Here is a 22,172-nt window from a genome sequence, read left to right on the forward strand (position 1 = left end):
CTGCGCGCTCGCCCGCCCCCGTGTCAACTGTCGGTTCTGTTTATTGCGCCGCACAAGAAAGCGTCGCGGTCGCCGCCGAAGTCGGCGAAAATCCGTTCGCACCGCTGTAGCGCCCGTTCATCGCATTCCGCCCCGTTTGCGTCGCGCGCATTCCGCGATAACTATCACGCTTGCCTCCGACCGTCCCGATGCCCGACCGCTTGCAATCTCCCGCCGACGCCGCCACGAACGCCGCCCCGATGCGCAAGCGCCGCGGGTTGCGACGCGCACTGTGCGCCGCGGTACTGATCTGGGCCGCTTCGGCCAGCTTCCACGCATTCAAGCCGCTGCCGCCAGGCATCGGCGCGGAGCATCCGCTGCGCGCCGCACGCGACGTCGCCCTGCTCACCGATGTCACCTGGGTCGACGCGAACGGCCAGCGCCGCAGCGAACAGCAAATCTTCGACGAAAGCCTGCGCCTGATCGGCCAGGCGCAACGCGCGGTGGTCGCCGACCAGTTCCTGTTCAACGATTTCGCCGCCGCGGCCGGCGGCGAGGCCCATCGCCGGCTCAGCGACGAACTGGCGGCGGCGCTGATCGCGCGCAAACGTGCCGTGCCGCAGCTGCGCGCGGTGCTGATCACCGACCCGATCAACACCGTCTACGGCGGCCAGCGTTCGCCGCGCCTGGAGGCCTTGCGCGCCGCCGGCATCGAGGTGGTGACCACCGACCTGGGCCGCCTGCGCGCGCCCAATCCGGCCTGGTCCGGACTGTGGCAGCTGTGCTGCCGCTGGGCCGGCAACGATCCGGACGGCGGCTGGCTGGCGAGTCCGTTCGGCCCCGGCCGCGCGACCCTGCGCAGTTGGCTGGCGCTGTTCAATCTCAACGCCAACCACCGCAAGACCCTGGTCGTCGACCAGGGCGACGGCTGGACCGCGCTGGTCGCCTCGGCCAACCCGCACGACGCCAGCAGCCGCCACGGCAACGTCGCCCTGCGCTTCCACGGCGCCGCCGCGCTGGACGTGATGGCCAGCGAGCGCGCGGTGGCGCTGATGTCGGGCGCGCGCTGGCCGCGGGAGCTGCCGCAGGCCGCGCCGGCGCCGACCATCGTCGACGCCCGGCTGGCGCCGCGGGTGCAATTGCTGACCGAAGCGCGCATCCGCGACGCGCTGATCGCCGCAGTCCAAGGCGCGCGCCGCGACGAGTCCATCGACGTGGCGGTGTTCTACCTGTCCCACCGCGGCCTGATCCAGGCCCTGATCGCCGCGCAGCAGCGCGGCGTGCGCCTGCGCGTGCTGCTGGATCCGAACGAGGACGCGTTCGGACGCAAGAAGAACGGCGTGCCCAACCGCCAGGTCGCCGCCGAGCTGCATGCGGCGGGAGTGCCGCTGCGCTGGTGCGACACTCACGGCGAACAGTGTCACGCCAAACTGCTTTTCAAGCGCGGCGGCGACGGCCAAGTCGAACTGATCGCCGGATCGGCCAACTACACCCGGCGCAATCTCGACGACTACAACCTGGAAAGCAGCGCGCGCGTGCTGGCCGAAGCCGATGCGCCGGTGGCGCAACGGGCCCTGGCTTACTTCGAGCAAAGCTGGCGCAACGGCGACGGCCGCCGGATCAGCACCGACTACGCCGCCTACGCCGACGACTCGGCGCTGCGCCGGCTGTGGTATCGCTTCGGCGAGGCCACCGGGCTGTCGAGCTACTAGCGCGACGCTCCGCCGCCGCGGCGCATGCTGCGGCGCAATGTGCCCCATCGGACGATGGCGCCGGCGCCCCGGCAGTGGCCCACTGCGGCCATGCCGGCGCCCGTTCCGGCGCAGGAGCCGGCCGCATGTTCCGATCGTTGCGTTCATCGCCTTCGCCGCAGCACCCGCTCGCCGCACGCCCGCGCCGCAGCCGCGCTCTGGCCGCGGTACTGGCCGTGCTCGGACTGAGCGCGGCGTGCTCGGCATCGGCGTCGACCGAGGTCGCCGGCTTCGGCAGCAATCCGGGCAATCTGCGCATGTACAAGTACGTGCCCGCCGGCTTGCCGGCCGGCGCGCCGCTGGTCGTGGCCCTGCACGGCTGCGCCCAGAGCGCGGCGTCCTACGACGCCGAAACCGGGTGGGAAATGCTGGCGCAGCGCTGGCGCTTCGCCCTGCTGTTGCCGCAACAGCAAAGCGCCAACAACGCCAACGCCTGCTTCAATTGGTTCGAGCCCGGCGACACCGCGCGCGACCAGGGCGAAGCCTTGTCGATCCGGCAGATGATCGAGCGCATGCGCGCCGATCACGGCAGCGCCGCCGGCCGGGTCTACGTCACCGGCCTGTCGGCCGGCGGGGCGATGACCGCGGCCCTGCTCGCGGTGTATCCGGACCTGTTCGCCGGCGGCGCGGTCGTCGCCGGCCTGCCCTATCGCTGCGCGACGGGTTCGGCGGCGGCGTTCTCGTGCATGTCGCCGGGCAGCGACCTGAGCCCGGCGCAATGGGGCGACAAGGTGCGTGCGGCGACCGCGCACGCCGGTCCGTGGCCGATCGTGTCGATCTGGCACGGCGACGCCGATTACGTGGTACGGCCGATGAACCAGGCCGAGCTGATGCAGCAATGGACCGACGTGCACGGCATCGACCAGAGCGCCGACGTGCAGGACACGGTCGCCGGCCATGCGCACCGCGTCTACCGCGACGCCGCCGGCCGCGCGCGGGTCGAGACCTACGCCGTCGCCGGCATGGGCCATGGCACGCCGGTCGATCCGGGCAACGGCGAGACCCAGTGCGGCACCGCCGGCGCCTACGTGCTGGACGCCGATATCTGCTCCAGCTACTACATCGCCCGCTTCTGGGGCCTGGACGATCTCGACCCGAATCCGCCGCAGGTCGCGCTGACCGCCCCGGCCGACGGCGCCCAAGTCAGCGGCGCGGTGACGGTGAGCGCGGACGCCAGCGACGAGGTCGGCGTCGAACGCGTCGACTTCCTGCTCGACGGCGCCCTGCTCGCCAGCGACGCCCAGGCCCCGTACAGCGTGCAATGGAACAGCGCCGCCGCCAGCAACGGCGCGCACGTGTTGCAGGCCCGCGCCGAAGACGTTGCCGGCAACCAGGCCAGCTCGGCCGCGGTCGCGGTCACGGTCAGCGGCGGCAGCGACGGCCCGGCGCTGGTCATGGAATTCGCCAACGAAGACGCCAACGACGGCTACGTCAAGGCCAACGCCGACGGCAGCGCGCCGGCGATCGGCGCGCTGGAAGCCAGCTACGGCCTGGCGGTCGGCCGCGGCAGCGACGGCAAGCACAACCGCAGCCTGCTGTCGTTCGATACCTCGGCCCTGCCCGACGGCGCGACCGTGCTGTCGGCCACGCTCAGCGTCGGTTTCCGCAGCGCCTACGGCGACCCCTGGGGCCAGCCGGCCGGCAACCGTCTGCTGATCGATGCGCGCAAGGGCTGCTACGGCGGCTGCGCGATCGAAGCCGGCGACTACGCCGCGGCCGCCGATGCCCTGGGCGTTGCCGAACTGGCGCGTTTCGGCGGCGGCCGCCAGACCAGCACCGCCTTCGACGGCGCCGGACTGAACGCGATCGACCGCAACGGCCGAACCCAACTGCGGCTGCGCTTCGAGCAGCCGCCGGGGGCGACGAACTACCTGTGGATCGAGCGCGGCGCAGGCGCCCGATTGCGGGTCGAGTACCGGCCCTGAACGGCCGCGCACCGCGTCCACGATCCATGAACGCGGTCGTATCGCCGTCTCGCGAGCGGGGACGCCGATGCCGTATCGTGTGCGCATGGACGAACTCCGATACCTGCGCGGCTACGGCGAGCGCGTGCTGAGCCAGGTCCGCGCGCTGATCGACGCCGGGCGCCTAGGCGAGGTGCTGCGCAAACGCTACAGCGCCGGCCACCAGGTCCGCGACGACAAGGCGCTGTTCGAATACGTGGTCGCGATCAAGGACCGCTACATGCGCAAGAGCGACCCGCTCAACAAGGTCGTCTACGACAACAAGCTGCACGTGGTCCAGCATGCCCTGGGCACCCACACCGCGGTGTCGCGCGTGCACGGCGGGCGGCTCAAGGCCGCGCGCGAGATCCGCATCGCCACGCTCTTTCGCGATGCGCCGGGCGAATTCCTGGAAACGATCGCGGTGCACGAGCTGGCCCATCTCAAGCACCGCGACCACGACAAGGCCTTCTACCAGCTCTGCGCCCACATGAGTCCGGACTATCACCAGCGCGAGTTCGATCTTCGGCTGTATCTGACTCAATTGGAGTTGGCGACGCAGAAGCCGGCCGCCGGCGCGGCCGATCAGGCCGCCAAGGGCTGACGGCCGTAGTTGCTGGCGTAGGCGTTCTCGACCCCGGGCAGGATCTCGACGATGGCGAAGTAGCGGTCCCAGAACGGGGTCTCGCGCAGCGCCTCGACCACCAGTTCGTAAGCGTGATGGCTGCGCGCGTCCCACTGCCACAGGTCGGTGACCCGGGCGTTGTAGAACTCGATGTCGTAGAAGCGCAGCCGCACTTGGTCGCGGTGTTTCTTCACGATCGGCTCGACGTGCTCGGCGAGCAGGCGGAAACGCGTGTCGATGTCGAAGGCCAGCCATTCGGGCTGGGTCTTGACCAGCATGAAAACGGTCAGGGGATAGCTCTCTCGGATCTCGCTCATGGTCGCCTCGTTGGCGCTTTCGGGAAGGTGCGGACACAATATGAGCGATTGCTCATATTCACTACTCGCATGCCGCCATGCCCGCACCGCGTCGCCGAAACAGCCTGAAACCACGCAAAATCCCCCGCCAGGAGCGTGCCGCCGAGACCGTCGCGGCGATCCTGGAAGCGGCGGCTCGCATTCTCGAGCGCCACGGCCTGCGCGGATACAACACCAACGCCATCGCTGAGCGCGCCGGGGTCAGCATCGGCTCGCTGTACCAGTACTTTCCCAACAAGGACGCGCTGACCGCGGCCTTGATCGAGCGCGAGACCCAGACCCTGCTGGCCGATCTGGCCGCGGTTCCGGCCCAGGCCGGCTACCGCGACGGCATCGCCGCCCTGGTGCGGGCGGCGGTGGCTCATCAGCTGCAGCGCCCGGCGCTGGCGCGGCTGCTGGATTTCGAGGAACGGCGCCTGCCGCTGCGCGAACGCGACCTGCAGGTCGACCGCGCGGCGCAGCAGTGCGTGCTGGCTCTGCTCGCGCGGCCGGACGCGCCGGCGCGGCCCGGCGGCGGCACCGCCTCGGCGCAGTTGCTGGCGCTGGACGCGATCGCGATCGTGCGCGGCCTCGTCGATGCCGCCGGCGAGCGCGGCGAGACCGATGCCGTGGCGCTGCAGGCGCGGGTGTTGCGCGCGCTGTTCGGTTATCTGGGCGCGCCGCGCCGGCGCGCGCCGGCCGAGCGGGGCTGAGGCGCCGCGCTCAGGGCGCGGCGTCGCTCTCGTCCTCGCGCACCATCAGCAACGCGATCAGGGTCAGCGCCCCGGCCGCGGCGAGGTAATAGCCGACGAACTCCAGGCCGTAGCGCTGGGCCAGCCAGGTCGCCGCGTACGGCGCCAGCGAGGCGCCGAAAATGCCGGCCAGGTTGAACGCCAGCGAGGCGCCGGTGTAGCGCACCGCGGTCGGGAACATCTCGGCCAGGATCGTGCCCAGCGGGCCGTAGGTCAGGCCCATGATGCCCAGGCCCAGGCCGAGGAAGACCAAGGTGCCCAGGCCGCTGCCGGCGGAGAACAGCTGGGCGAAATACAGGCCGAACATCACGATCGCGCCGGTCGACAGGATCATCGCCAGGCGTCGGCCACGGCGGTCGGCGAACACCGCCGACAGCGGAATGGTCAGGGCGAAGCAGACCACCCCGCCCAGTTGCAGCTGCAGGAACTGCTCGCGCGTATAGCCCAACTGCGAAGTGCCCCAGCTCAGCGCGAACACGGTCATCAGATAGAACAGGACGAAGGTCGCCAGCGCGGCGAAGGTGCCGGCGATCAACGCGCCGGGATGGCGGGTCAGCACCTGCAGCATCGGCAGGCGCACCCGTTCGTGCTGATCGATGGCGCGCTGGAAGGCCGGGGTTTCGCTGATCCGCAGGCGCACCCACAGCCCGACCAGGACCAGCACCGCGCTGGCCAGGAACGGAATCCGCCAGCCCCAGGCGAAGAAGGCATCGTCGCCCATGGTTCCGGTCAACAGCAGGAAAATACCGGTCGACAGGAAGAAACCGATCGGCGCGCCGAGCTGCGGAAACATGCCGTACCAGGCGCGTTTGCCCGGCGGCGCGTTCTCGGTCGCCAACAACACCGCCCCGCCCCATTCGCCGCCCAGGCCCAAGCCCTGGCCGAAACGGCACAACGCCAGCAGCGCCGGCGCCAGGATGCCGATGCTGTGATAGGTCGGCAGCAGGCCGATCGCCACCGTCGACAGGCCCATGGTCAGCAGGGCCGCGACCAAGGTCGCCTTGCGGCCGATCCGGTCGCCGAAATGGCCGAACACCGCCGAGCCGATCGGCCGGGCCAGGAACGCCAGGGCGAAGGTCGCCAGCGACTGCAGGGTGGCCGTGCTCGGATCGGCGGCGGGAAAGAACAACTGCGGGAAGACCAGTACCGCAGCGGTGGCGTAGATGTAGAAATCGAAGAATTCGATGGTGGTGCCGATCAGGCTCGCGAACAGCACGCGGGAGGCGGACGGGGCGGCGGGTGCGATCGCGACGGCGCTCATACGGGTTCCGGTCGGGGGACAGGGAATTGATACCCGATCCAGGCCCCATCCGGCAAAGCCCGGCGCTGGCCGCGCGCGCCGCGATCGGGCATGGTGGAGCGGTCGTCCCGCATTCGCCCCGCCGACCCCACCGCCATGAGCACTCCCACCCCCATCCGCGTGGCCCTGATCGGCTACGGCTTCGCCGGCCAGACCTTCCACGCGCCGCTGATCGGCGCCACGCCGGGCCTGCACCTGCAACTGATCGGTTCGCGCGCCCCGGCCAAGGTCGCCGCCGGCCTGGCCGCAAGCGGACTGGCCGAGGCGACGACGGTCGTCGATCCGTTCGCCGCGGCGACCGACGCCCGCGCCGATCTGGTGGTCATCGCCACGCCGAACGACAGCCATGCGCCGCTGGCGCACGCCGCGCTGGATGCCGGCAAGCACGTGGTGGTCGACAAGCCCTTCGCCCTGGACCTGGGCCAGGCGCGCGAACTGAGCGCGCTGGCCGAACAGCGCGGCCGGCTGCTGTCGGTGTTCCAGAACCGGCGCTGGGACAGCGACTTCCTCGCCGTGCGCGGCCTGATCGAAAGCGGCAGGCTCGGCGAGGTGGTGCATTTCGAATCGCATATCGACCGCTACCGGCCGCAGGTGCGAGAACGCTGGCGCGAGCGGGCCGGCGCCGGCAGCGGCCTGTGGTGGGACTTGGGGCCGCACCTGGTCGACCAGGCCTTGCAGTTGTTCGGCCTGCCGCAGCGCGTGTCGGCCAGCCTGGCGATCCAGCGCGACGGCGCCCAGGTCGCCGATTGGGCGCACGTGGTGCTCGACTACGGCCGGCGCCGGGCGATCCTGCACGCCAGCATGCTGGTCGCCGGCGGCAGCGCACGCTTCACCGTGCATGGCGAGCGCGGCAGCGCGGTCAAGGCGTTGGCCGATCGCCAGGAAGCGCAACTGCTGGCCGGAGTCCGGCCGGGCGCGCCGGACTGGGGCCGCGACGAAGACCCCACCCTCGTTTACGACGACGCCGGCCGCCACGCGCTGCCGACTCCGGCCGGCGACCAACGCCGTTACTACGCCGGCATCCGCGACGCCGTGCTCGGACATGGCGCCAACCCGGTCACTCCGGCGCAGGCGCTGGCGGTGATGGCGGTGCTGGAAACCGCCGAAACCGCCGCCGCGCACGGACACAGCCTGTCGCTTCCGCTCAGCGAAGCCGAGCGCGCGGCCTTCGCCGCCGACGCGATTTCGCGTTAAAGAAAATCTTGCCGCGACGGCGGTGCGGGTTTGCCGGCGCCGCCAAGCTCGCGCAACCGCCGAAACATCCGCGTCGAATGCGCGAAACCGCGCCGATCGTGCGCGGTTGCGCCGACCCGATCAGGGTCGACTGCATCGCAGATCGCGCAAGCCGTCGGCGCGGTTGCGGCTAGTGCGCGAGACATCAAGGTTTCGCGAACGCGCGCGTTCATACGCTGTGGTCCTCAACATCACGCCAGGGACGCGGCGTGTTCGCTCCTGCCGGTTACCGGACCCGCCCGGCCGGCCTTGTCTGCACTTGGCGCACACCTGTTGCGTTTCGCATCCGCGGGACCGATCGCCGCAGCCGACGCCGGCCGCGGCGTGGCCGTTTCGCCACGCTCCCATCGCGCACGACTCCACGACAAGGACATCGACATGACCACGCGCCAAATCCCGACCTCCCTGCGCCTGCGTTTCGCCGCGCTCGCCTGCGCGCTCGGCGCCGCCGGCTTCGCCCCCGCCGCCTCCGCCCAGAGCAGCGAAGTGGCTTCCGCCAACGTGCGCGCCTGCGCTGCCAGCGGCAGCGTCAGCCTCACCGTACTCGGCCTGACCACCAACTTGCCGCTACCCTGCGCCGGCGAGGCGCTGCGCAATACGCCCGGCCGCGACGATGCCTCGGCCGCCTCCATCGACCTGAGCCTGCTCGGCATCGTCGACCTGCTCAAAGTCGGCGCCTCGCAACAGGAGGCGATCTACACCAACGCGCCGGGCGCCACCGCGCTCGACGGCGCCTCGCAAGCCGCCGGATTGAGCCTGGTGCAGGACCTGATCACCATCGAAGGCGTTCGCGGCGAGTTGTCGTGCGACTCGTTGTCGGGAAACAGCGTCGTGCAATGCAATGCCGGTACCCGGATAGCGCGCGTGCGCGTGGCCGGCGGCGACCTGATCGACCTGCCGGCGCCGCTCCCGCGCAACTTCAGCGTGCCGGTCGGCGGCAGCCTGCGCCTGACCGTGCTCGGCATTCCGGTCGAAGTGCCGGTCGGCGGCGCGCTGACCCTCAACCGCTCCACCGCGCTCGGCGTCGGCACCCGCAACGTGGTCGTGTTGCATCAGCCGGCCCAACTCGCGGTCGGCGGCAGCGTCACTGTGGCGGGCCTGGGCTTGGTCGGGGTACGCGTGGAGGCCGTCACCAGCCCTGCGGCGGTCGGCATCAATGCCACCCGCGCGGTCAGCGGAGTCCGGATCGACGATTTGTGATCTGCACTGAGCCTGCCTCGGTTGGCGAAGCAGGCCAGGGCGCGAACGACGGCGACCGTCAGGCGCCGGCTGCGTCATCCGATAGCGGTAAACGTCGCGGCTTACGCCGCTCCTGCTGCGCCCCTTCCGCTGCGGGGGCTACGCAAGCCGCGACTCTCGCGGGGGCCGGCGCCGGGCGCCGCCGGACCCGCCTGGCGCCGCCGTTCCCTCTCCAGACAACGCGACGCGGGCATCGCCCCGTCCTACGGCGTCGTCGCAACGCCGGCGCCTCCCGAGTCGACGACGATCGCCTACCCTGGGCGGACGAGCGCGCAAAGCGCAACCTGGATCAATCCGGCCCGCGCAGACTGCCCGGGCACGACGCCACCGGAGTTCCGCCTTGAGCCGCCGCAACACCTTCGAGCAATACAGCGCCCGGATCGAGAAGGTCGTGGCCTTCCTCACCGAGCGCCTCGACCAGCCGCTGACTCTGGCCCAGCTCGCCGAAGCCGGCCATTTCTCGCCGTTCCATTTCCACCGCGTCTATCGCGGCCTGATGGGCGAGACCATCGCCAGCACCCAGCGGCGTTTGCGCCTGCACCGCGCCGCGGCGGAGTTGATCGGCGATCGCCAGCCGATCGCCCGGATCGCCGCCCGCGCCGGCTACGCCAGCGTGGCGGCGTTCACCCGCGCTTTCGGCGCGGTCTACGGCGATGCGCCGGCGGCGTTCCGCAAGCGTCGTGCCGCCCTGCCCGCGCTGCCCGGCGCGGCCTTCGACCCGAGCTTGGAGACGCTGATGTATACCGCCCAGATCAACACCCTCGCCCCGATCCGCGTGATCGCCCTGCCGCACCGCGGCGACTACCAGACCATCGGCCAGAGCTTCCACGCCCTTTACGCCTGGGCCGGCCCGCGCGGGCTGATGCGCCCCGACACGCGCGGCATCGGCATCTATTACGACAGCCCCGCCGACACCCCGGTCGAGCAGCTGCGCTCGGAGGCTTGCATCAGCGCCGCCAGCGACGCCGTTCCCGGCGAGGGCATGCGCCGGATCGAGATCGCCGGCGGCCGCCACGCGGTGGTCGTGCATACCGGACCCTACGCCGAACTGCAGCGCGCCTACGACTGGCTGTTCTGCCAATGGCTGCCGGCCAGCGGCGAGGAAGCCGGCGACGCGCCGGTGTACGAGGAATACCTCAACGACCCCTCGCAGCTGCCGCCGTCGGAGTGGAAGACCGCGATCTGCCTGCCGTTGAAGTGAGCCGCGCCGCGGGCGCGCTCCGGCCCGCCCGCGTTGCCCGCGCTTGCGTCGCTCGCCCGCGCCGGACGCGCGAGCGTTCGCCGCCGCCCTCGCTCGGTCCGGGGCATCGTCTTCAACTGGAACTTACATCCGCCCGGCTACCTTGGGGCGCATGAGGATGTCCACCCGGTCGCAGTCGCGGGAGCTCCCGCGATGAGCGCGCAATGCGATTACAGCTTCGGCATCGAGGAAGAATTCTTCCTGGTCCGGCCCGAGACCCGACAACTCGCCGCGCACGTGCCGGCGCGGCTGCTCAAGCGAGCCCGCGCCGAACTGGGCGATGCGGTCGAAAGCGAGCTGCTGCAGGCGCAGATCGAAATCGCTTCGCCGGTGCAATGCGACATCGGCCAGGCCCGGCGCCAGCTCGGCGAACTGCGGCGCAGTTTGTCGGCGCTGGCCGGCGAGCACGGCCTGGCCCTGCTCGCCGCCGGCACCCATCCGCTGGGCGGATGGCGCGAGCAGATCGAAACCGACAAGCCGCGCTACCGTCGCCTGGTCGAGGATTTCCAGATCGTCGCCCGGCGCAGCCTGGTCTGCGGGCTGCATGTGCACGTGCAGTTGCCCGCCGACGTCGACCGGGTGCAGGCGATGAACCGGGCCATGCCCTGGCTGCCGCTGTTCCTGGCCCTGTCGACGTCGTCGCCGTTCTGGGACCGGATGCGCACCGGCCTGATGAGCTATCGTCAGGCCATGTACGACGAATGGCCGCGCACCGGCATTCCGGATTTTTTCGCCGACGAGGCGGCCTACGACGCCTTCGCCGCGGTCTTGGTGCGCGCCGGCGCGATCGCCGACGCCAGTTCGCTGTGGTGGGCGATCCGGCCCTCGCCGAACTTCCCGACCGTCGAGCTGCGCATCGCCGACGCCTGCACCCGGCTCGACGACAGCCTGGCGATCGCCGCCCTGTACCGCTGCCTGATGCGCCACCTGGCGACGCGCCCCGCCGACACTCCGTCGTACGACGCCGCGCTGCGCCGGGTCATCGACGAGAACCGCTGGCGCGCCAAGCGCTTCGGCCTGCAGGCGCAGTTCCTCGACGAATGCGGCCGCACCGAGCCGGCGCTGGCGCAGTTGCAGCGCCTGCGCGAGCTTTGCGCCGAGGACGCGCAGGCGCTGGATTGCGCCGACGCGCTGCGCACGCTGGATGCGATCGTCGAGCGCGGCACCAGCGCCCATGCCCAATTGGCCTGTTACCGCGAGCAGCGCGAACGCGGCGCCAGCCGCAGCGCCGCGCTGCGCGGCGTGGTCGACTGGCTGTTGCAGGCCACCCTGCCCGAGACCTGATCCCGAACGCCGCCACTGCGCCGACCTCGCCATGAACTCGCCCGCACGCAAACTGCTGATCGGCCTCTCCCCGCGGCTGATGCGCAACCTGCCGCCGGAATACGGCTTCCGCAACAAGACCTTGCAGTACCTGGAACAGTCGATGGCGCACTGGGTGATGTCCAGCGGCGCCCTGGTGGCGATGATCCCCACCGTCGATGCGCTGGGCGAGGTCCAGGCCAGCGACCTGTCGGTGAGCGACTACGCGCGCTCGCTGGACGGGCTGATCCTGCAAGGCGGCGCCGACATCGATCCGCAGGCCTACGGCGAGCAGCCCAGCGAGCTGCTGATGACCACCGACCCGGATCGCGACCGCTTCGAACTGAGCCTGCTGCGCGCATTTGTCGAGGCGGGCAAGCCGGTGCTGGGGATCTGCCGCGGCATGCAGCTGATCAACGTCGCCCACGGCGGCAGCCTGTACCAGGACCTGGTCGGCGGCGGCGCGACCGGCGACCAGCACTACATCCCGGCGCGCTACGACGAGCACGCCCATGCCCTGGACCTGCGCCCCGGCGGTTGGCTGCAGGCGCTGTACCCGCAACACGGCCAAGCGCGGGTCAATTCGATCCACCACCAGGGCATCAAGGAGCTCGGCGCCGGCCTGGAGGTCGAAGCCTGGTCGCAGGACGGCATCCCCGAATGCATCCGCGGCCGCGAAGACGGCTTCGTGGTCGGCGTGCAATGGCATCCCGAATTCCACGACCGCCGCTTCCCCGATCTGTTGCCGGGGCGGCCGTTGTTGATGGCCTTCATCGAGGCGGCGCGCAATGCAGCGGGGAGCGGGAAGCCAGGAGCGGGAAGCGAGGAGTGAGTGGAGGTCGGGGCCCGCTCACTCCTCACTCCTACCCGCTATTTTTTCTGCTTCAAACGGCCGCGGTCACCACGATCTCGACCCGGAACTTCGGATTGGCCAGCGGCGCCTGCACGGTGGCGCGCGGCGGAGCCTGGCCTTCGGCGACCCAGGCGTCCCAGACCGCGTTCATGCCGGCGAAGTCGGCCATGTCGGCGAGGAAGATCTGCGCCATCAGGATCCGGCGCTTGTCGGTGCCGGCGCGGGCCAGCAAGGCGTCGATCGAGGCCAGGGTTTCGCGGGTCTGGCCGGCGATGTCCAGGTCCTCGCTGTCGGGCACTTGCCCGGCCAAGTAGGCCACGCCGTTGTACACGGCCATCTCCGACAGGCGCGAACCGACGTCGAATCGCTGGATCATTGCGGCACCTCGTTGTTGTGGGGCGGCCATTGTGCGGCAGGTGCGGTGCCGGAGGGGAAGCACATTGGGGCGGGAATCGGGAATCGGGAATCGGGAATCGGGAATCGGCAAAAGCAAATCCCCCTGCCCGCCTTTTCAAGGGGGGGAAGCATTGGGATTCGGGGAGACGGCTGGGACGGCGGCGGCGGAATACTGGCTGCAGCGCCCCGCCTGTGCGCGGACTCACATCTCCGGCGTGCTGGCCTGGATGATGCGTTCGCTTTCCTCGCGCTCGGCGCCGCGGCCCTGCGCGGCCAGCGCGGCGTCGGCGTTGGCGCGGTGCTGGGCGCGCACTTGCGGCGGCAATACGTCGATCTGGCGATGGGCCTGGGCCTGGGCGCGTTGGCCCGGCGGCAGTTCGCAATTGCGGCTGAGGATCTCCAGTTCGTCGCCGTTGCGCGCGGCGCCGCTTTGCAGGTTGACCACCACGCCCAGGGTGTCGCCCATCGGCTCCAGCCGGGTGCAGATCGCGTCGATGGTGCCGTAGCTGCGTTGCGCGTTGCGATCGACGATCGCCAACAGGTTCTCCTCGTCGACCCACACCGCCGAGCGCACGCCGGCGACGCTCTTGGCGGCGATGCGGGCGTTTTCGCGATCGATCTTGCGCTCCGGGTCGACCAGCCGCACCGCCCGGCGCAGGTCCCGGTCCAGTTCGGACACGCTTTTCTGCAGGGCGGCCTGGTCGCCGGCCATCGCCTGGCCGCGCATCGCGTTGAGCCGCTGCGCGGTTTCGACCCGGTCGATCGGCTGCCCGGCGGCGGCCGGCTGGGCCGCCTGGCGCTCGGCACGATCGGCGCCGCAGGCCGACAGGACCAGCAGCGCCGGCAGCAGCAGGATGGAGGAGCGGCGGTTGCGTCCGCGCGCGGCGCCAGCGTTCATCGCATCACCTCATGCAGCCAGTACGACCCGTCATCGGCCGGGCCAGGACCGCCCCCGGGCGAGTTATACCGCGGGCGGCGGCGCGGCGAAGGCTGGGGGCGAGCGCAAGTGAGACTTGCGTCGCAATATGGCCCATTGAGAAGTGAGCGGAGAGCAGTGAGGAGTGAGTAACCGCCAGACCCCGCTTTTGCTCGCCCACTCGCTCCTCTTCACTCGCTCCTACTGCGGCACGACCAGGCACGCCCCCGCCCCATTCGCCGGCGGCCGGTCCGGGTAGCGCCCTTGCGGATACACGTACACCGGCGTGGTGGCGACGAAGCCGTCGGCGAAGCGGAACTCGACGAAGGCCGCCGACCAGCCGCTGGCCGGCGTCGCCAACGCCAGCTCGACCCGGTTGCGGCGCAACGCCAGCGCGCTGTCGCGGTAGCGGATGCCGCAGGCGTAGCGGAAATCGCGGCCGGCCGGATTGTCGGCCCGCCACAGCGTCGCCGACACCGGCCGCTCGCTGGCCTGGGCGCTCAGGCGCAGGCCGTCGCCGTCGCGGCGCAGCGATGCCAGCACCTGCGGCCAAGCCGCGCGGCGCTGCCAGCGCTGCAGGGCCGGAATCAGGGTCTCGCGCATGTGCCGGCGCACCCCGCCATGGTCGGCGTTGGGCGCGGCGCGCAACGCGGTCGCGCCCGGCAGTTCGTCCACGTACAGACGCTGCGCGTCGGGCGGAAAGAAGTCGTCGCCGCTGGCGCTGACCAGGTACTTCGGAATCCGCAGGCGATGGCGATGGCGCGTGGCCAGATAGCGGTACGCGTCCTCGACCTGCATCAGCTTGGCGAAATTCGGCTCGCGGTAGCGCGCGGTGATGCCTTCCTGGTGGTACGGCAGCAGCGCGATCGGCCAGCCGCCGCCGTAGACGCGCTGGATGTGCTGCATCAATTCGGCGACGCGCAGGTCGATGACGTAGGACACCAAGGCCTCCACCCGTGGGTCGGCGACCGCGGTCAGCCACGCCGCCCAGGCGCGCTTGGACGCGCCGGCGACCACGAACGAACGCACCTTCCACGCGCGCAGCTCGCGCTCGGCCAGGTCCATCGCCCGCACCGCGCCCTCGGCCATCGGCACGTGCAGGGGCAAGGCCGCATTGGCCTGCGGCGCGTCGAGGAAGCGGCGCCAGGTCGCCGCGACCAGCGCGTCTTCCTTGCGCGCGACGCTGTCGCCCGGCAGGGTCAAGTATTGATTGGGCAAGTCGGACACCGACACCACGATGGTCTGGGTGCCGCGCGCGACCTCCAAGGCCAGGGCCTCGTCGAAATCGCCCGGCGGCCGCACCGGATCGTTGCCGCCAGCGATGTTGATGCCGTTGTTGATCGCCAGCAACGCGGTCTTCGGCCGCGCCACCGTGGGCAGGTAGATGTCGACGCGATGAGTCCATTCGCCCGGCACCGCGCCGCCGCTCTCCGGCCAACGCTGCGAGATCAGCCGGTAGCTGCGCTTCTCGACCCCGTCCAGGACGGTGCTGCCGAGGCTTTCGTAGCGCAGCGGCAAGCGCGACTGGCGCCGGCGGTAATCCGGCCAGGCCTGGCTGTAGTCGATGCCCGCCTCGGCCTGCGCCGACGCGGCCGGCAGCGGCTGCGCCGCGATCGCGCCGCCCCCGGCGAAGCCGGCGGCGAGCAAGGCCAGCCGCGCGCTCCAGCGCCGCAACGCCGCCGCGCCGGCGCTACGCCGGCGCCGCGAAAAATGCCCGTCGTGCCGGTCCATGCGCGGTTCCTCGTGGTGGGCCGGGACACAGCCTAGCGCTTCGCCGGCGCGGCGCGTGTGTCGCGGGACGAAGAATGCGCCTCGCGCCTACAGCGCGCGCCAGGCCGCCAGCAGGCCGAGCAGATGGACCAGGCCGATGCCCAGGCAGATCGCCGAGCTCCAGTACCAGAACGGCGTCGCCGGCTGCGGCACCGAGGCCAGCGCCATCGGCACCACCGCCAGGCCGCGCAGCAGATAGATCGTGGTGATGGTGCACAAGGCCGGCTTGAGCAAGGGCCAGGCACCGAACACGCCGGCGCCGGACAGGGCGTAGCCGGTCCATACCGCCAGCACGCCGGCGATGCCGGCGGTAAGCACCGCCGGATAGGCGCGCCCGGCTTCGGCCATCCTGGCCATGCCCTCGCCGGCGCCGAAGAAGCGATACCAGGCTGGGCCGCCGAAAATCACCGCGACATGCAACAAGGCGGCCGCGGCGTTCAAGCCGGCGGCGAACAGCAGCCACGGTTGCAGGCCGGAGGTCGTGGGCGAACTGATGAGGGACATTCGACGGTCCTGTCTGACGCTATGGTCCTGGATCGCGAGCCGGGTATGGCGCCGCGCGACGCCCAGGGTCGAAAAAGGTGACCGTTTGCGCGTGTGCCGAAAGCAACGGTCGCGTCGATCGGGCGGCGAATGCGTCCGCTTCGGCCAAGCGCGGGCACGATAGCGCACGCCGCCCAGGCGCCGCCGTCGCCAGGCTGCGACCGATCGTCGTCGCCCGGCATCTACGGCATGGAACCTCTCGCGCTTCCGGCCACGGCGGCGCCATCCCGGAGACCACCATGCCGTCCTGCTCGCGCCTCGGCGCCGTCCTGCTGCTCGCTGCCGTCCCCCTCTTCGCGACCCCGCCCGTTTTCGCGGCTCCGCCCGTCCGCGCGCAATCCGCGGCCGCGCCGTTGCCTGCGGCGAGCGCCGCCGCTGCGGCCCCGGCCGCTCTGTCGCAAGACGCGCTGCGCAAAGCGGTCGCCGCGGTGGCGCAGCGCATCCAGGACCACTACTACGACCTCCAGCGCGGACGCGAACTGGCCGACGCGCTGCGCAACGAGAGCGAGCGCGGCGCCTTCGACCGCTACCGCGACCCGCGCGACCTGGCCAGCGCGCTGAGCGAGCGGATCAGGCCGCACGACGGCCACTTCCGGGTCAATTGGCGCGCGCCCGGCGCGGCGCCGCCGCTGGCCGGGCCGCGCCTGCGGCCGGCGCCGGACGCGCCCGCGATCGACTATGCGCGCCGGCGCAACCACGGCCTGCGCCGGGTCGAACTGCTGCCGGGCAACCTGGGCTACCTGGACCTGCGCGAATTCGCCCAGATCGATTTCGACGACCCGCAGGCGCCGGCGCGGCGCGCGCTGGATGCGGCGCTGGCGTTCCTCGCCGACTGCGATGCGCTGATCGTCGACCTGCGCGACAACGGCGGCGGCGCGCCGTCCTCGGTCGGCTATCTGGCCAGCGCCTTCGTCGCTCCCGGCGGCGATATCTACAACCGTTTCCGCTGGCGCGACGGCGACACCGTGCGCAGCAGCAGCGAAGCGCCGAAGATCGCCTACCCCGCGCCGCGCACCGACCTGCCCCTGTACGTGCTGACCAGTTCGCGCACCGCCTCGGCGGCCGAGGCCTTCGCCTACACCTTGCGCAACGCAGATCGCGCCACCGTGGTCGGCGAAACCAGCGCCGGGGCCGCCAATCCCGGCGGCGAGCGCGATGCCGGCGGCGGTTTCAGCGTGTTCGTCGCCGACGGCTCGCCGGTCAGTCCGGTCACCGGCCGCAACTGGGAGGGCAGCGGCGTCGCGCCGGACGTGCGCGTGCCGCAACACGAGGCGCTGCGCGCCGCCCAGGCCCTGGCGCTGGAAGCGGTGCTCGCCCGCGGGCTGCCCGGCGCCAATGCCGAGGATGCGCGTTGGGCCCTGGACGCCCTGCGCGCGCCGGCATCGCCGGCACGGACCGACCCGGCCTACCTGGGCGACTACGGCCGGATCCGGATCGAACGCGACAAGGCGCACCTGACGCTGCGCAACGGCAAGCGTCCGCCGCAACCGCTGACCCGGCTGCAGTCCGATCTTTACTACCTCGGCGACGATCCCAGCGTGCGGGTGCGGTTCGAGCGCGACCGCGACGGCCGCGTCGCCGCGCTGCAACTGCAGCGCCCGGACGGCAGCGCGCAGCGTTACGCGCGCTGATGCGGCCCGCGCCGGAGCGCGGCGGATTCACATCCGCCGCGCTCCGGCGTTTTCCAGGTCAGAGCGTCGCAGCCGGTGCCGGCGCCCCCCTATCGACCGCCTCCGGCCCGGCTGTCGACGCTCGCCAGGCGCCTACAGCGCGCGCAGGAATGCGACCAAGTCCTGCTTCTCCTGCGGCTCCAGCCGGGTCTGCAGGACCAGGTTGAAGAACTCCACCGTGTCCTCCAGGGTCAGCAGGCGGCCGTCGTGCAGGTACGGCGGCGAATCCTTGATTCCGCGCAGCGGAAAGGTCTTGATCGGGCCGTCGGCGCTGGCGAACCGGCCGTTGACGGTGTGCGGCTTGAAGAATCGCTCGACCTGCAGGTTGTGCATGCTGTTGTCGGTGTAGTACGGCGGCGCATGGCAGGCCGAACACTGCGCCTTGCCGAAGAACAAGGCCTCGCCGCGTTTCTCGGCTTCGCCCGCATCCGGCTTCAGCCGCCCCAGCAAATCGAGTTTCGGCGCCGGCGGGAAATCCAGCAGCGCCTGGAACTCGCCCATCGCATGCACCTGGTGGCCGCGGTCGAGGATGTTGATGCCCTTCTTGGTCGCGATCACCGGGTCGCCGTCGAAATAGGCCGCGCGCTGCTCGAACTCGGTGAAGTCCTCGACCGACTTGAGCGCGCGCTGCGAACCGAACAGGCGCTGGATGTTGACCCCGCGCAACGTCGGAGTGTCGATGCGATGGCGGAACGGCTGCGGCCGGATGTCGCCGACCAGGTGGGTGGCCGCGACCGTATGGCCGTTGCTGTGGCAGTCCAGGCAGGCCACGCCGCGGCTGGGCAAGGCCGAGCGCCGGTCCTCGGTCTGGTTGAACTGCTGCTGCGCGAACGGCGTCACCAGCAGGCGCAGGCCCTCCAGTTGCTTGGGATTGAGCACCCCGTTGAACAGTTCGAAGTAGTTGTTGATCGTGACCAGTTGGCCCTTGGACACGTCGCCCAGGTCCGGCCGGGTGGTCAGGAAGATCGGCGCGGGAAAGTCCGGCAGGAAGTGGTCCGGCAGATCGAAATCCAGATCGAAGCGCGTCAGGTCGCGCTGTTCGGCGCGTTTGAGCGCATCGATGTGGAACTTCGGAAACAACATGCCGCCTTCGGGGTGATTGGGATGCGGCAACGGCAGGAAGCCGGCGGGAAACAGGCCGCGTTCGCGGATCTGTTCCGGCGTCATCGATCCCAACTGCTCCCAGCTGGCTCCGTCCGCCAGGCGCACCCGCACGCCGCCCTGCACCGGCTTGCCGCCGGACATGGTCAGGCCGCGCACGGGCTGGTTGCGCAGGTCGTAGCGCTGTTCGAGCAGGCTGCGCTGGCGCTGCTCCACCCCGGGCTTGTCGCGCTCCATGCGCGCCTTGATGGCGGCGAAGGTTTCCTTGATCACCACCGGCATGTAGCTGCTCGGTGGGTCGGCCGCCCAGGCGATGCCGGACGCGCCGATCGCGCCCGCACATAACCACCACAACGGCCGCAGCCGTGGGGACTTGCACTGCCTCATGTCGTTCTCCCTTGCTGGCCTGCTGGGTGGAAGACGCGGTTGCGGGCGCGCCAGGCGCCCCGGTCCGACGCTAGTGCGCGCGCCGGGCGGGATGAAATCGTTTGATTCGATGGCTGCCATAGCCGCCGGCTATGCGCGCGACGACATCGGTGAACCGGCGTGCCTGCGATCAAGCCGCGAGTGCGCAGCCGGTCATGGATCGCGGCGAACGATTCGCGCGGCGAGCGCAAATCCTCGCCAACGCGTCGGCTGCGGACGAAGCCCCGGCGGGCGTGGCGGTGCCGGCGAATATCGCGAACCGCGACCGCGGTCATGCGCGCTCGTGCATCGCGGCATCGCCCGGTTCAGGCGACTTCCTGCCAGCGGTAGTACTTGCGCTGGGCCAGTTCCAGCAGGGCCAGGTCTTCGACCGTGTCGCCGTAGGCGTACACGGTGCCGTAATCGGCCAGGTCGATGCGCTCGCGCACCCGCCGCGGCTTCTCCTCGCCGCAGCAGTCGGCGCCGAGGTAGCGTCCGGTCAATCGGCCCTGCGCCGACTCCAGCCGCGAGCTGATCAATTCCAGGCCCTGCTCCTGGCACCACGCGGCGACGAACAGGTCCAGGTTCGCGGTCACCACCACCACCCGGTCGCCGCGCTCGCGGTGCCAACCGATCCGCTGCAGAGCTTCGGGCCGCAGCCGCTTGGCCACCACCTCGCGCAGGTAGCGCGCGCCGGCCTCACGCACCTCCTGTTCGTTGCGGCCGCGGTAGCCGAAAGCGACGATGCGCCGGCGCACCGTCGCACCGGACAGCAGGCCGAGCTTGTAGCCGATTGCGTACGGCGCCAGCAGCACCTGGCCCCAGGCCAGGGTGCGCCGGTCGACGCTGGCGCGGACGAAGCCCGGGAAGGTTTCGTCGAAGGTGATGGTGCCGTCGAAATCGAATAGCGCCAGATCCATGCCCGAACGCGCCGCCTGCGAGTCTGCGAAGGCGCGCAGTCTAGCCGGACCCGGTTCAATCCGTGGCGCCGGTCTCGTATTCGACGACGAAGCCGCGGCCGTGCTCGATGATCGAACGGATCTGCCGCTGCGAGATCAGGATGCAGCCGCAGGCGCAGAAATCGCCATGGCGCGCGGCCGCACGGCCGTCGATGCGCCGATCCGGATCGCCGGTGGCGATGGTGGTCGCGCCGTGCACGCCGCAATGCACGGCGTCGCCGACCCGGGCCCAGCTCGGCCCGCCCGGAGTTTGCGCCGGCGCGCCGGAGACGACCGTGCCGCCGCCGCTGGTGGTGTCGCCGACCTGGATTGGATGCCGCACCATCGCCTACCTCCGCATTGCGTCGTAGCGCCTTGCAGGGCAAGACGCGCCCGCGCAGGCGCCGTGAGCCATCGCGGCGCGCGACCGGACCGGGGTCATGGTGAACGCGGTCGCTAATCGCATACAAGAGCAACCGAAAGTTGCGGCATCGGCGTGATTCCCTCAGCCCCGCGCCAGCGCGATCGCCGAACCGGTGAACGGCAGGATCAGGTCGTAGTGCGGCGGCGCCGGCGTGATCGGCACCGGCACCGGCACGCTGGCGGCGGTGCCGAACTGGGTCACGCCGCGGCCGAGGATCCCGGCCAAGTCGTAGTCGCGCTCGCCGAAGCGGAACGGCCGGCTTTCGACCAGCAGCGCGCTGAACACGTTGTCGGCGAACACCGCGCCCGGCGCGCCGCCGAGGCTGGCGTCGACCGTGGTGCCGACCACCAGCCCGGTACGGCGGAACACGGCGATGCGCTCGCCGCGCGCGAACGACGCCGGATCGTCGAAATCGCCGGCCGGCTCGCGCTGCAGATAGACCGAAAACTCGCCGACCGGGTCCAGCCCGAGCTGCAGCGCGCCGTTGGCCGCGCCCCCGGCCTGGAACGGCTGCGCGGCGAAGGTGAAATAGGCGTTGCCCTCGCCGACCGCGCCGGCGAACAGCGGCGCATCGATCCCGGACAGGTGGAGGAAATAGCCGTAATCGGCCAGCGCGCCGTCCTGGCGGCGGTAGAAGCGGCCGGTGACGTACCAGGCCAGTTCGGCGGGAGACAGCGGCAGGGGCATGGCGGGCTCGTCGGCAGGCGGGATTCCCCCTGAGCTAACGCCCCGGGGCCGAATCCGGAGGACAAACGACCGCCGGCCAATGTCGCGAAACGTGCGCGGGCGCTCACTCCGCGAGGCGGTCCCCGGAGTCGACGCGACGATTTGTCGATCCGCGACCGGCCCGTTCGTCGAATCGACGACAACCGGACAATCCGCAGCCGCGCCGATGCGCTAGCGTGGCCCGGCTGCGCCCGACCGCACGGAGAATCGCCATGACCGAACGCTTCCAGCGCATCACCCCGTTCCTGTGGTTCGACCAGCAGGCCGAACAGGCCGTGCACTACTACCTCGACACCTTCGAGCGCTCGCGCATCGTCCATGAAACCCGCTACGACCGCGCCAGCGCCGAGGTCTCTGGACAGCCGGAGGGCGCGATCATGACCATCGCCTTCCAGCTCGACGGCCAGGACTTCACCGCGCTCAACGGCGGCCCGCATTTCAAGTTCAACGAAGCGGTCTCGCTGGTGGTCAATTGCCGCTCGCAGGAGGAAGTCGACCATTACTGGGATCGGCTCAGCGCCGGCGGCGATCCGCGCGCGCAGCAATGCGGCTGGCTCAAGGACCGCTATGGCGTGTCCTGGCAGGTGGTGCCGGAGGAACTGATCCGGCTGGTGAGCGATCCCGACCCCGGCCGCGCCCAGCGCGCTACCCGGGCCATGCTGAAGATGAAGAAGATCGACCTGGCCGAACTGCGCCGCGCGGCCGGCTGAGCCGGCGCGCCCGCGATGCGG

Annotated in this window: 21 protein-coding genes; 11 read left to right on the forward strand and 10 right to left on the reverse strand. The window is 70.9% G+C overall.

Features of this window, described 5'->3' with window-relative positions; all coding sequences use genetic code 11:
- Window positions 1–239 precede the first annotated feature (239 nt).
- From AC3A57_RS06400 to AC3A57_RS06410, 3 genes are all read left to right on the forward strand, one after another.
- Window positions 240–1,691, forward strand: a complete 1,452-nt coding sequence (locus AC3A57_RS06400) for a phospholipase D-like domain-containing protein (protein ID WP_487578120.1) — start codon at window positions 240–242, stop codon at window positions 1,689–1,691.
- A gap of 125 nt (window positions 1,692–1,816) precedes the next feature.
- The gene (locus tag AC3A57_RS06405; protein WP_487578121.1) at window positions 1,817–3,655 is read left to right on the forward strand and encodes an extracellular catalytic domain type 1 short-chain-length polyhydroxyalkanoate depolymerase; all 1,839 of its coding nucleotides are present in this window, start codon (window positions 1,817–1,819) and stop codon (window positions 3,653–3,655) included.
- 67 nt (window positions 3,656–3,722) lie between these two features.
- The gene (locus tag AC3A57_RS06410; RefSeq protein WP_487578122.1) at window positions 3,723–4,277 is read left to right on the forward strand and encodes a M48 metallopeptidase family protein; all 555 of its coding nucleotides are present in this window, start codon (window positions 3,723–3,725) and stop codon (window positions 4,275–4,277) included.
- Here the strand turns inward: AC3A57_RS06410 and AC3A57_RS06415 are convergent.
- Window positions 4,259–4,615 (reverse strand): darcynin family protein, encoded by a 357-nt coding sequence (locus tag AC3A57_RS06415; RefSeq protein ID WP_487578123.1) that lies wholly within the window; start codon window positions 4,613–4,615, stop codon window positions 4,259–4,261. The two genes, AC3A57_RS06410 and AC3A57_RS06415, sit on opposite strands and share 19 nt — an antisense overlap.
- A gap of 77 nt (window positions 4,616–4,692) precedes the next feature.
- Between AC3A57_RS06415 and AC3A57_RS06420 the strand changes: the two genes are divergently transcribed.
- A complete protein-coding gene (locus tag AC3A57_RS06420; protein ID WP_487578124.1) occupies window positions 4,693–5,346 on the forward strand; it encodes a TetR/AcrR family transcriptional regulator in 654 nt (217 codons plus the stop codon).
- 10 nt (window positions 5,347–5,356) lie between these two features.
- Here the strand turns inward: AC3A57_RS06420 and AC3A57_RS06425 are convergent, their stop codons facing one another.
- Window positions 5,357–6,646, reverse strand: a complete 1,290-nt coding sequence (locus AC3A57_RS06425) for an MFS transporter (RefSeq protein WP_487578125.1) — start codon at window positions 6,644–6,646, stop codon at window positions 5,357–5,359.
- Window positions 6,647–6,781: 135 nt separating this feature from the next.
- Between AC3A57_RS06425 and AC3A57_RS06430 the strand changes: the two genes are divergently transcribed.
- The 5 genes from AC3A57_RS06430 (at window position 6,782) to AC3A57_RS06450 (ending at window position 12,531) form a co-directional block, all read left to right on the forward strand.
- Entirely contained in the window at window positions 6,782–7,879 is a 1,098-nt protein-coding gene (locus tag AC3A57_RS06430) for an oxidoreductase (protein WP_487578126.1), read from the forward strand.
- 417 nt (window positions 7,880–8,296) lie between these two features.
- The gene (locus AC3A57_RS06435; RefSeq protein ID WP_487578127.1) at window positions 8,297–9,118 is read left to right on the forward strand and encodes a hypothetical protein; all 822 of its coding nucleotides are present in this window, start codon (window positions 8,297–8,299) and stop codon (window positions 9,116–9,118) included.
- Window positions 9,119–9,497: 379 nt separating this feature from the next.
- On the forward strand, window positions 9,498–10,358 hold the full coding sequence (locus AC3A57_RS06440) for an AraC family transcriptional regulator (protein WP_487578128.1): 861 nt from the start codon (window positions 9,498–9,500) through the stop codon (window positions 10,356–10,358).
- Window positions 10,359–10,550: 192 nt separating this feature from the next.
- Complete coding sequence (locus AC3A57_RS06445) at window positions 10,551–11,681, forward strand: carboxylate-amine ligase (RefSeq protein ID WP_487578129.1); 1,131 nt, start codon at window positions 10,551–10,553, stop codon at window positions 11,679–11,681.
- Window positions 11,682–11,712: 31 nt separating this feature from the next.
- The gene (locus tag AC3A57_RS06450) at window positions 11,713–12,531 is read left to right on the forward strand and encodes a gamma-glutamyl-gamma-aminobutyrate hydrolase family protein (RefSeq protein WP_487578130.1); all 819 of its coding nucleotides are present in this window, start codon (window positions 11,713–11,715) and stop codon (window positions 12,529–12,531) included.
- A 52-nt stretch (window positions 12,532–12,583) separates the two neighbouring features.
- Here the strand turns inward: AC3A57_RS06450 and AC3A57_RS06455 are convergent, their stop codons facing one another.
- From AC3A57_RS06455 to AC3A57_RS06470, 4 genes are all read right to left on the reverse strand, one after another.
- Entirely contained in the window at window positions 12,584–12,928 is a 345-nt protein-coding gene (locus AC3A57_RS06455) for a RidA family protein (protein ID WP_487578131.1), read from the reverse strand.
- A 222-nt stretch (window positions 12,929–13,150) separates the two neighbouring features.
- Entirely contained in the window at window positions 13,151–13,846 is a 696-nt protein-coding gene (locus AC3A57_RS06460; RefSeq protein ID WP_487578132.1) for a hypothetical protein, read from the reverse strand.
- Window positions 13,847–14,065: 219 nt separating this feature from the next.
- On the reverse strand, window positions 14,066–15,595 hold the full coding sequence (locus AC3A57_RS06465) for a PhoPQ-activated pathogenicity-related family protein (RefSeq protein WP_487578133.1): 1,530 nt from the start codon (window positions 15,593–15,595) through the stop codon (window positions 14,066–14,068).
- Window positions 15,596–15,682: 87 nt separating this feature from the next.
- Window positions 15,683–16,138 (reverse strand): hypothetical protein, encoded by a 456-nt coding sequence (locus tag AC3A57_RS06470; protein WP_487578134.1) that lies wholly within the window; start codon window positions 16,136–16,138, stop codon window positions 15,683–15,685.
- 392 nt (window positions 16,139–16,530) lie between these two features.
- Between AC3A57_RS06470 and AC3A57_RS06475 the strand changes: the two genes are divergently transcribed.
- Window positions 16,531–17,808, forward strand: coding sequence for a S41 family peptidase (locus AC3A57_RS06475; RefSeq protein WP_487578135.1), 1,278 nt, complete (start codon window positions 16,531–16,533; stop codon window positions 17,806–17,808).
- A gap of 132 nt (window positions 17,809–17,940) precedes the next feature.
- Here AC3A57_RS06475 and AC3A57_RS06480 read toward each other — a convergent pair whose 3' ends face one another.
- The 4 genes from AC3A57_RS06480 to AC3A57_RS06495 form a co-directional block, all read right to left on the reverse strand.
- Window positions 17,941–19,335 (reverse strand): hypothetical protein, encoded by a 1,395-nt coding sequence (locus tag AC3A57_RS06480; protein WP_487578136.1) that lies wholly within the window; start codon window positions 19,333–19,335, stop codon window positions 17,941–17,943.
- 344 nt (window positions 19,336–19,679) lie between these two features.
- Complete coding sequence (locus AC3A57_RS06485; RefSeq protein WP_487578137.1) at window positions 19,680–20,273, reverse strand: HAD family hydrolase; 594 nt, start codon at window positions 20,271–20,273, stop codon at window positions 19,680–19,682.
- A 55-nt stretch (window positions 20,274–20,328) separates the two neighbouring features.
- Complete coding sequence (locus tag AC3A57_RS06490; protein ID WP_487578138.1) at window positions 20,329–20,637, reverse strand: PAAR domain-containing protein; 309 nt, start codon at window positions 20,635–20,637, stop codon at window positions 20,329–20,331.
- A 159-nt stretch (window positions 20,638–20,796) separates the two neighbouring features.
- Window positions 20,797–21,402, reverse strand: coding sequence for a hypothetical protein (locus tag AC3A57_RS06495; RefSeq protein ID WP_487578139.1), 606 nt, complete (start codon window positions 21,400–21,402; stop codon window positions 20,797–20,799).
- A gap of 251 nt (window positions 21,403–21,653) precedes the next feature.
- Between AC3A57_RS06495 and AC3A57_RS06500 the strand changes: the two genes are divergently transcribed.
- Window positions 21,654–22,151: a VOC family protein gene (locus AC3A57_RS06500; protein WP_487578140.1), complete on the forward strand. Its 498-nt coding sequence runs from the start codon at window positions 21,654–21,656 to the stop codon at window positions 22,149–22,151.
- Window positions 22,152–22,172 lie beyond the last annotated feature (21 nt).

The sequence above is a fragment of the Lysobacter sp. Soil_C_15 genome, from assembly GCF_057657315.1.

Excerpts from the sequence above, each read along its gene's own strand:
- AC3A57_RS06435 (WP_487578127.1), top strand. The coding sequence starts at position 8,297 with ATGACCACGCGCCAAATCCCGACCTCCCTGCGCCTGCGTTTCGCCGCG.
- AC3A57_RS06490 (WP_487578138.1), bottom strand. The coding sequence starts at position 20,637 with ATGGTGCGGCATCCAATCCAGGTCGGCGACACCACCAGCGGCGGCGGC.
- AC3A57_RS06430 (WP_487578126.1), top strand. The coding sequence starts at position 6,782 with ATGAGCACTCCCACCCCCATCCGCGTGGCCCTGATCGGCTACGGCTTC.
- AC3A57_RS06495 (WP_487578139.1), bottom strand. The coding sequence starts at position 21,402 with ATGCCCCTGCCGCTGTCTCCCGCCGAACTGGCCTGGTACGTCACCGGC.
- AC3A57_RS06455 (WP_487578131.1), bottom strand. The coding sequence starts at position 12,928 with ATGATCCAGCGATTCGACGTCGGTTCGCGCCTGTCGGAGATGGCCGTG.
- AC3A57_RS06405 (WP_487578121.1), top strand. The coding sequence starts at position 1,817 with ATGTTCCGATCGTTGCGTTCATCGCCTTCGCCGCAGCACCCGCTCGCC.
- AC3A57_RS06420 (WP_487578124.1), top strand. The coding sequence starts at position 4,693 with ATGCCCGCACCGCGTCGCCGAAACAGCCTGAAACCACGCAAAATCCCC.
- AC3A57_RS06465 (WP_487578133.1), bottom strand. The coding sequence starts at position 15,595 with ATGGACCGGCACGACGGGCATTTTTCGCGGCGCCGGCGTAGCGCCGGC.
- AC3A57_RS06470 (WP_487578134.1), bottom strand. The coding sequence starts at position 16,138 with ATGTCCCTCATCAGTTCGCCCACGACCTCCGGCCTGCAACCGTGGCTG.
- AC3A57_RS06485 (WP_487578137.1), bottom strand. The coding sequence starts at position 20,273 with ATGGATCTGGCGCTATTCGATTTCGACGGCACCATCACCTTCGACGAA.
- AC3A57_RS06460 (WP_487578132.1), bottom strand. The coding sequence starts at position 13,846 with ATGAACGCTGGCGCCGCGCGCGGACGCAACCGCCGCTCCTCCATCCTG.
- AC3A57_RS06450 (WP_487578130.1), top strand. The coding sequence starts at position 11,713 with ATGAACTCGCCCGCACGCAAACTGCTGATCGGCCTCTCCCCGCGGCTG.
- AC3A57_RS06480 (WP_487578136.1), bottom strand. The coding sequence starts at position 19,335 with ATGAGGCAGTGCAAGTCCCCACGGCTGCGGCCGTTGTGGTGGTTATGT.
- AC3A57_RS06415 (WP_487578123.1), bottom strand. The coding sequence starts at position 4,615 with ATGAGCGAGATCCGAGAGAGCTATCCCCTGACCGTTTTCATGCTGGTC.
- AC3A57_RS06445 (WP_487578129.1), top strand. The coding sequence starts at position 10,551 with ATGAGCGCGCAATGCGATTACAGCTTCGGCATCGAGGAAGAATTCTTC.
- AC3A57_RS06400 (WP_487578120.1), top strand. The coding sequence starts at position 240 with ATGCGCAAGCGCCGCGGGTTGCGACGCGCACTGTGCGCCGCGGTACTG.
- AC3A57_RS06425 (WP_487578125.1), bottom strand. The coding sequence starts at position 6,646 with ATGAGCGCCGTCGCGATCGCACCCGCCGCCCCGTCCGCCTCCCGCGTG.
- AC3A57_RS06410 (WP_487578122.1), top strand. The coding sequence starts at position 3,723 with ATGCCGTATCGTGTGCGCATGGACGAACTCCGATACCTGCGCGGCTAC.
- AC3A57_RS06500 (WP_487578140.1), top strand. The coding sequence starts at position 21,654 with ATGACCGAACGCTTCCAGCGCATCACCCCGTTCCTGTGGTTCGACCAG.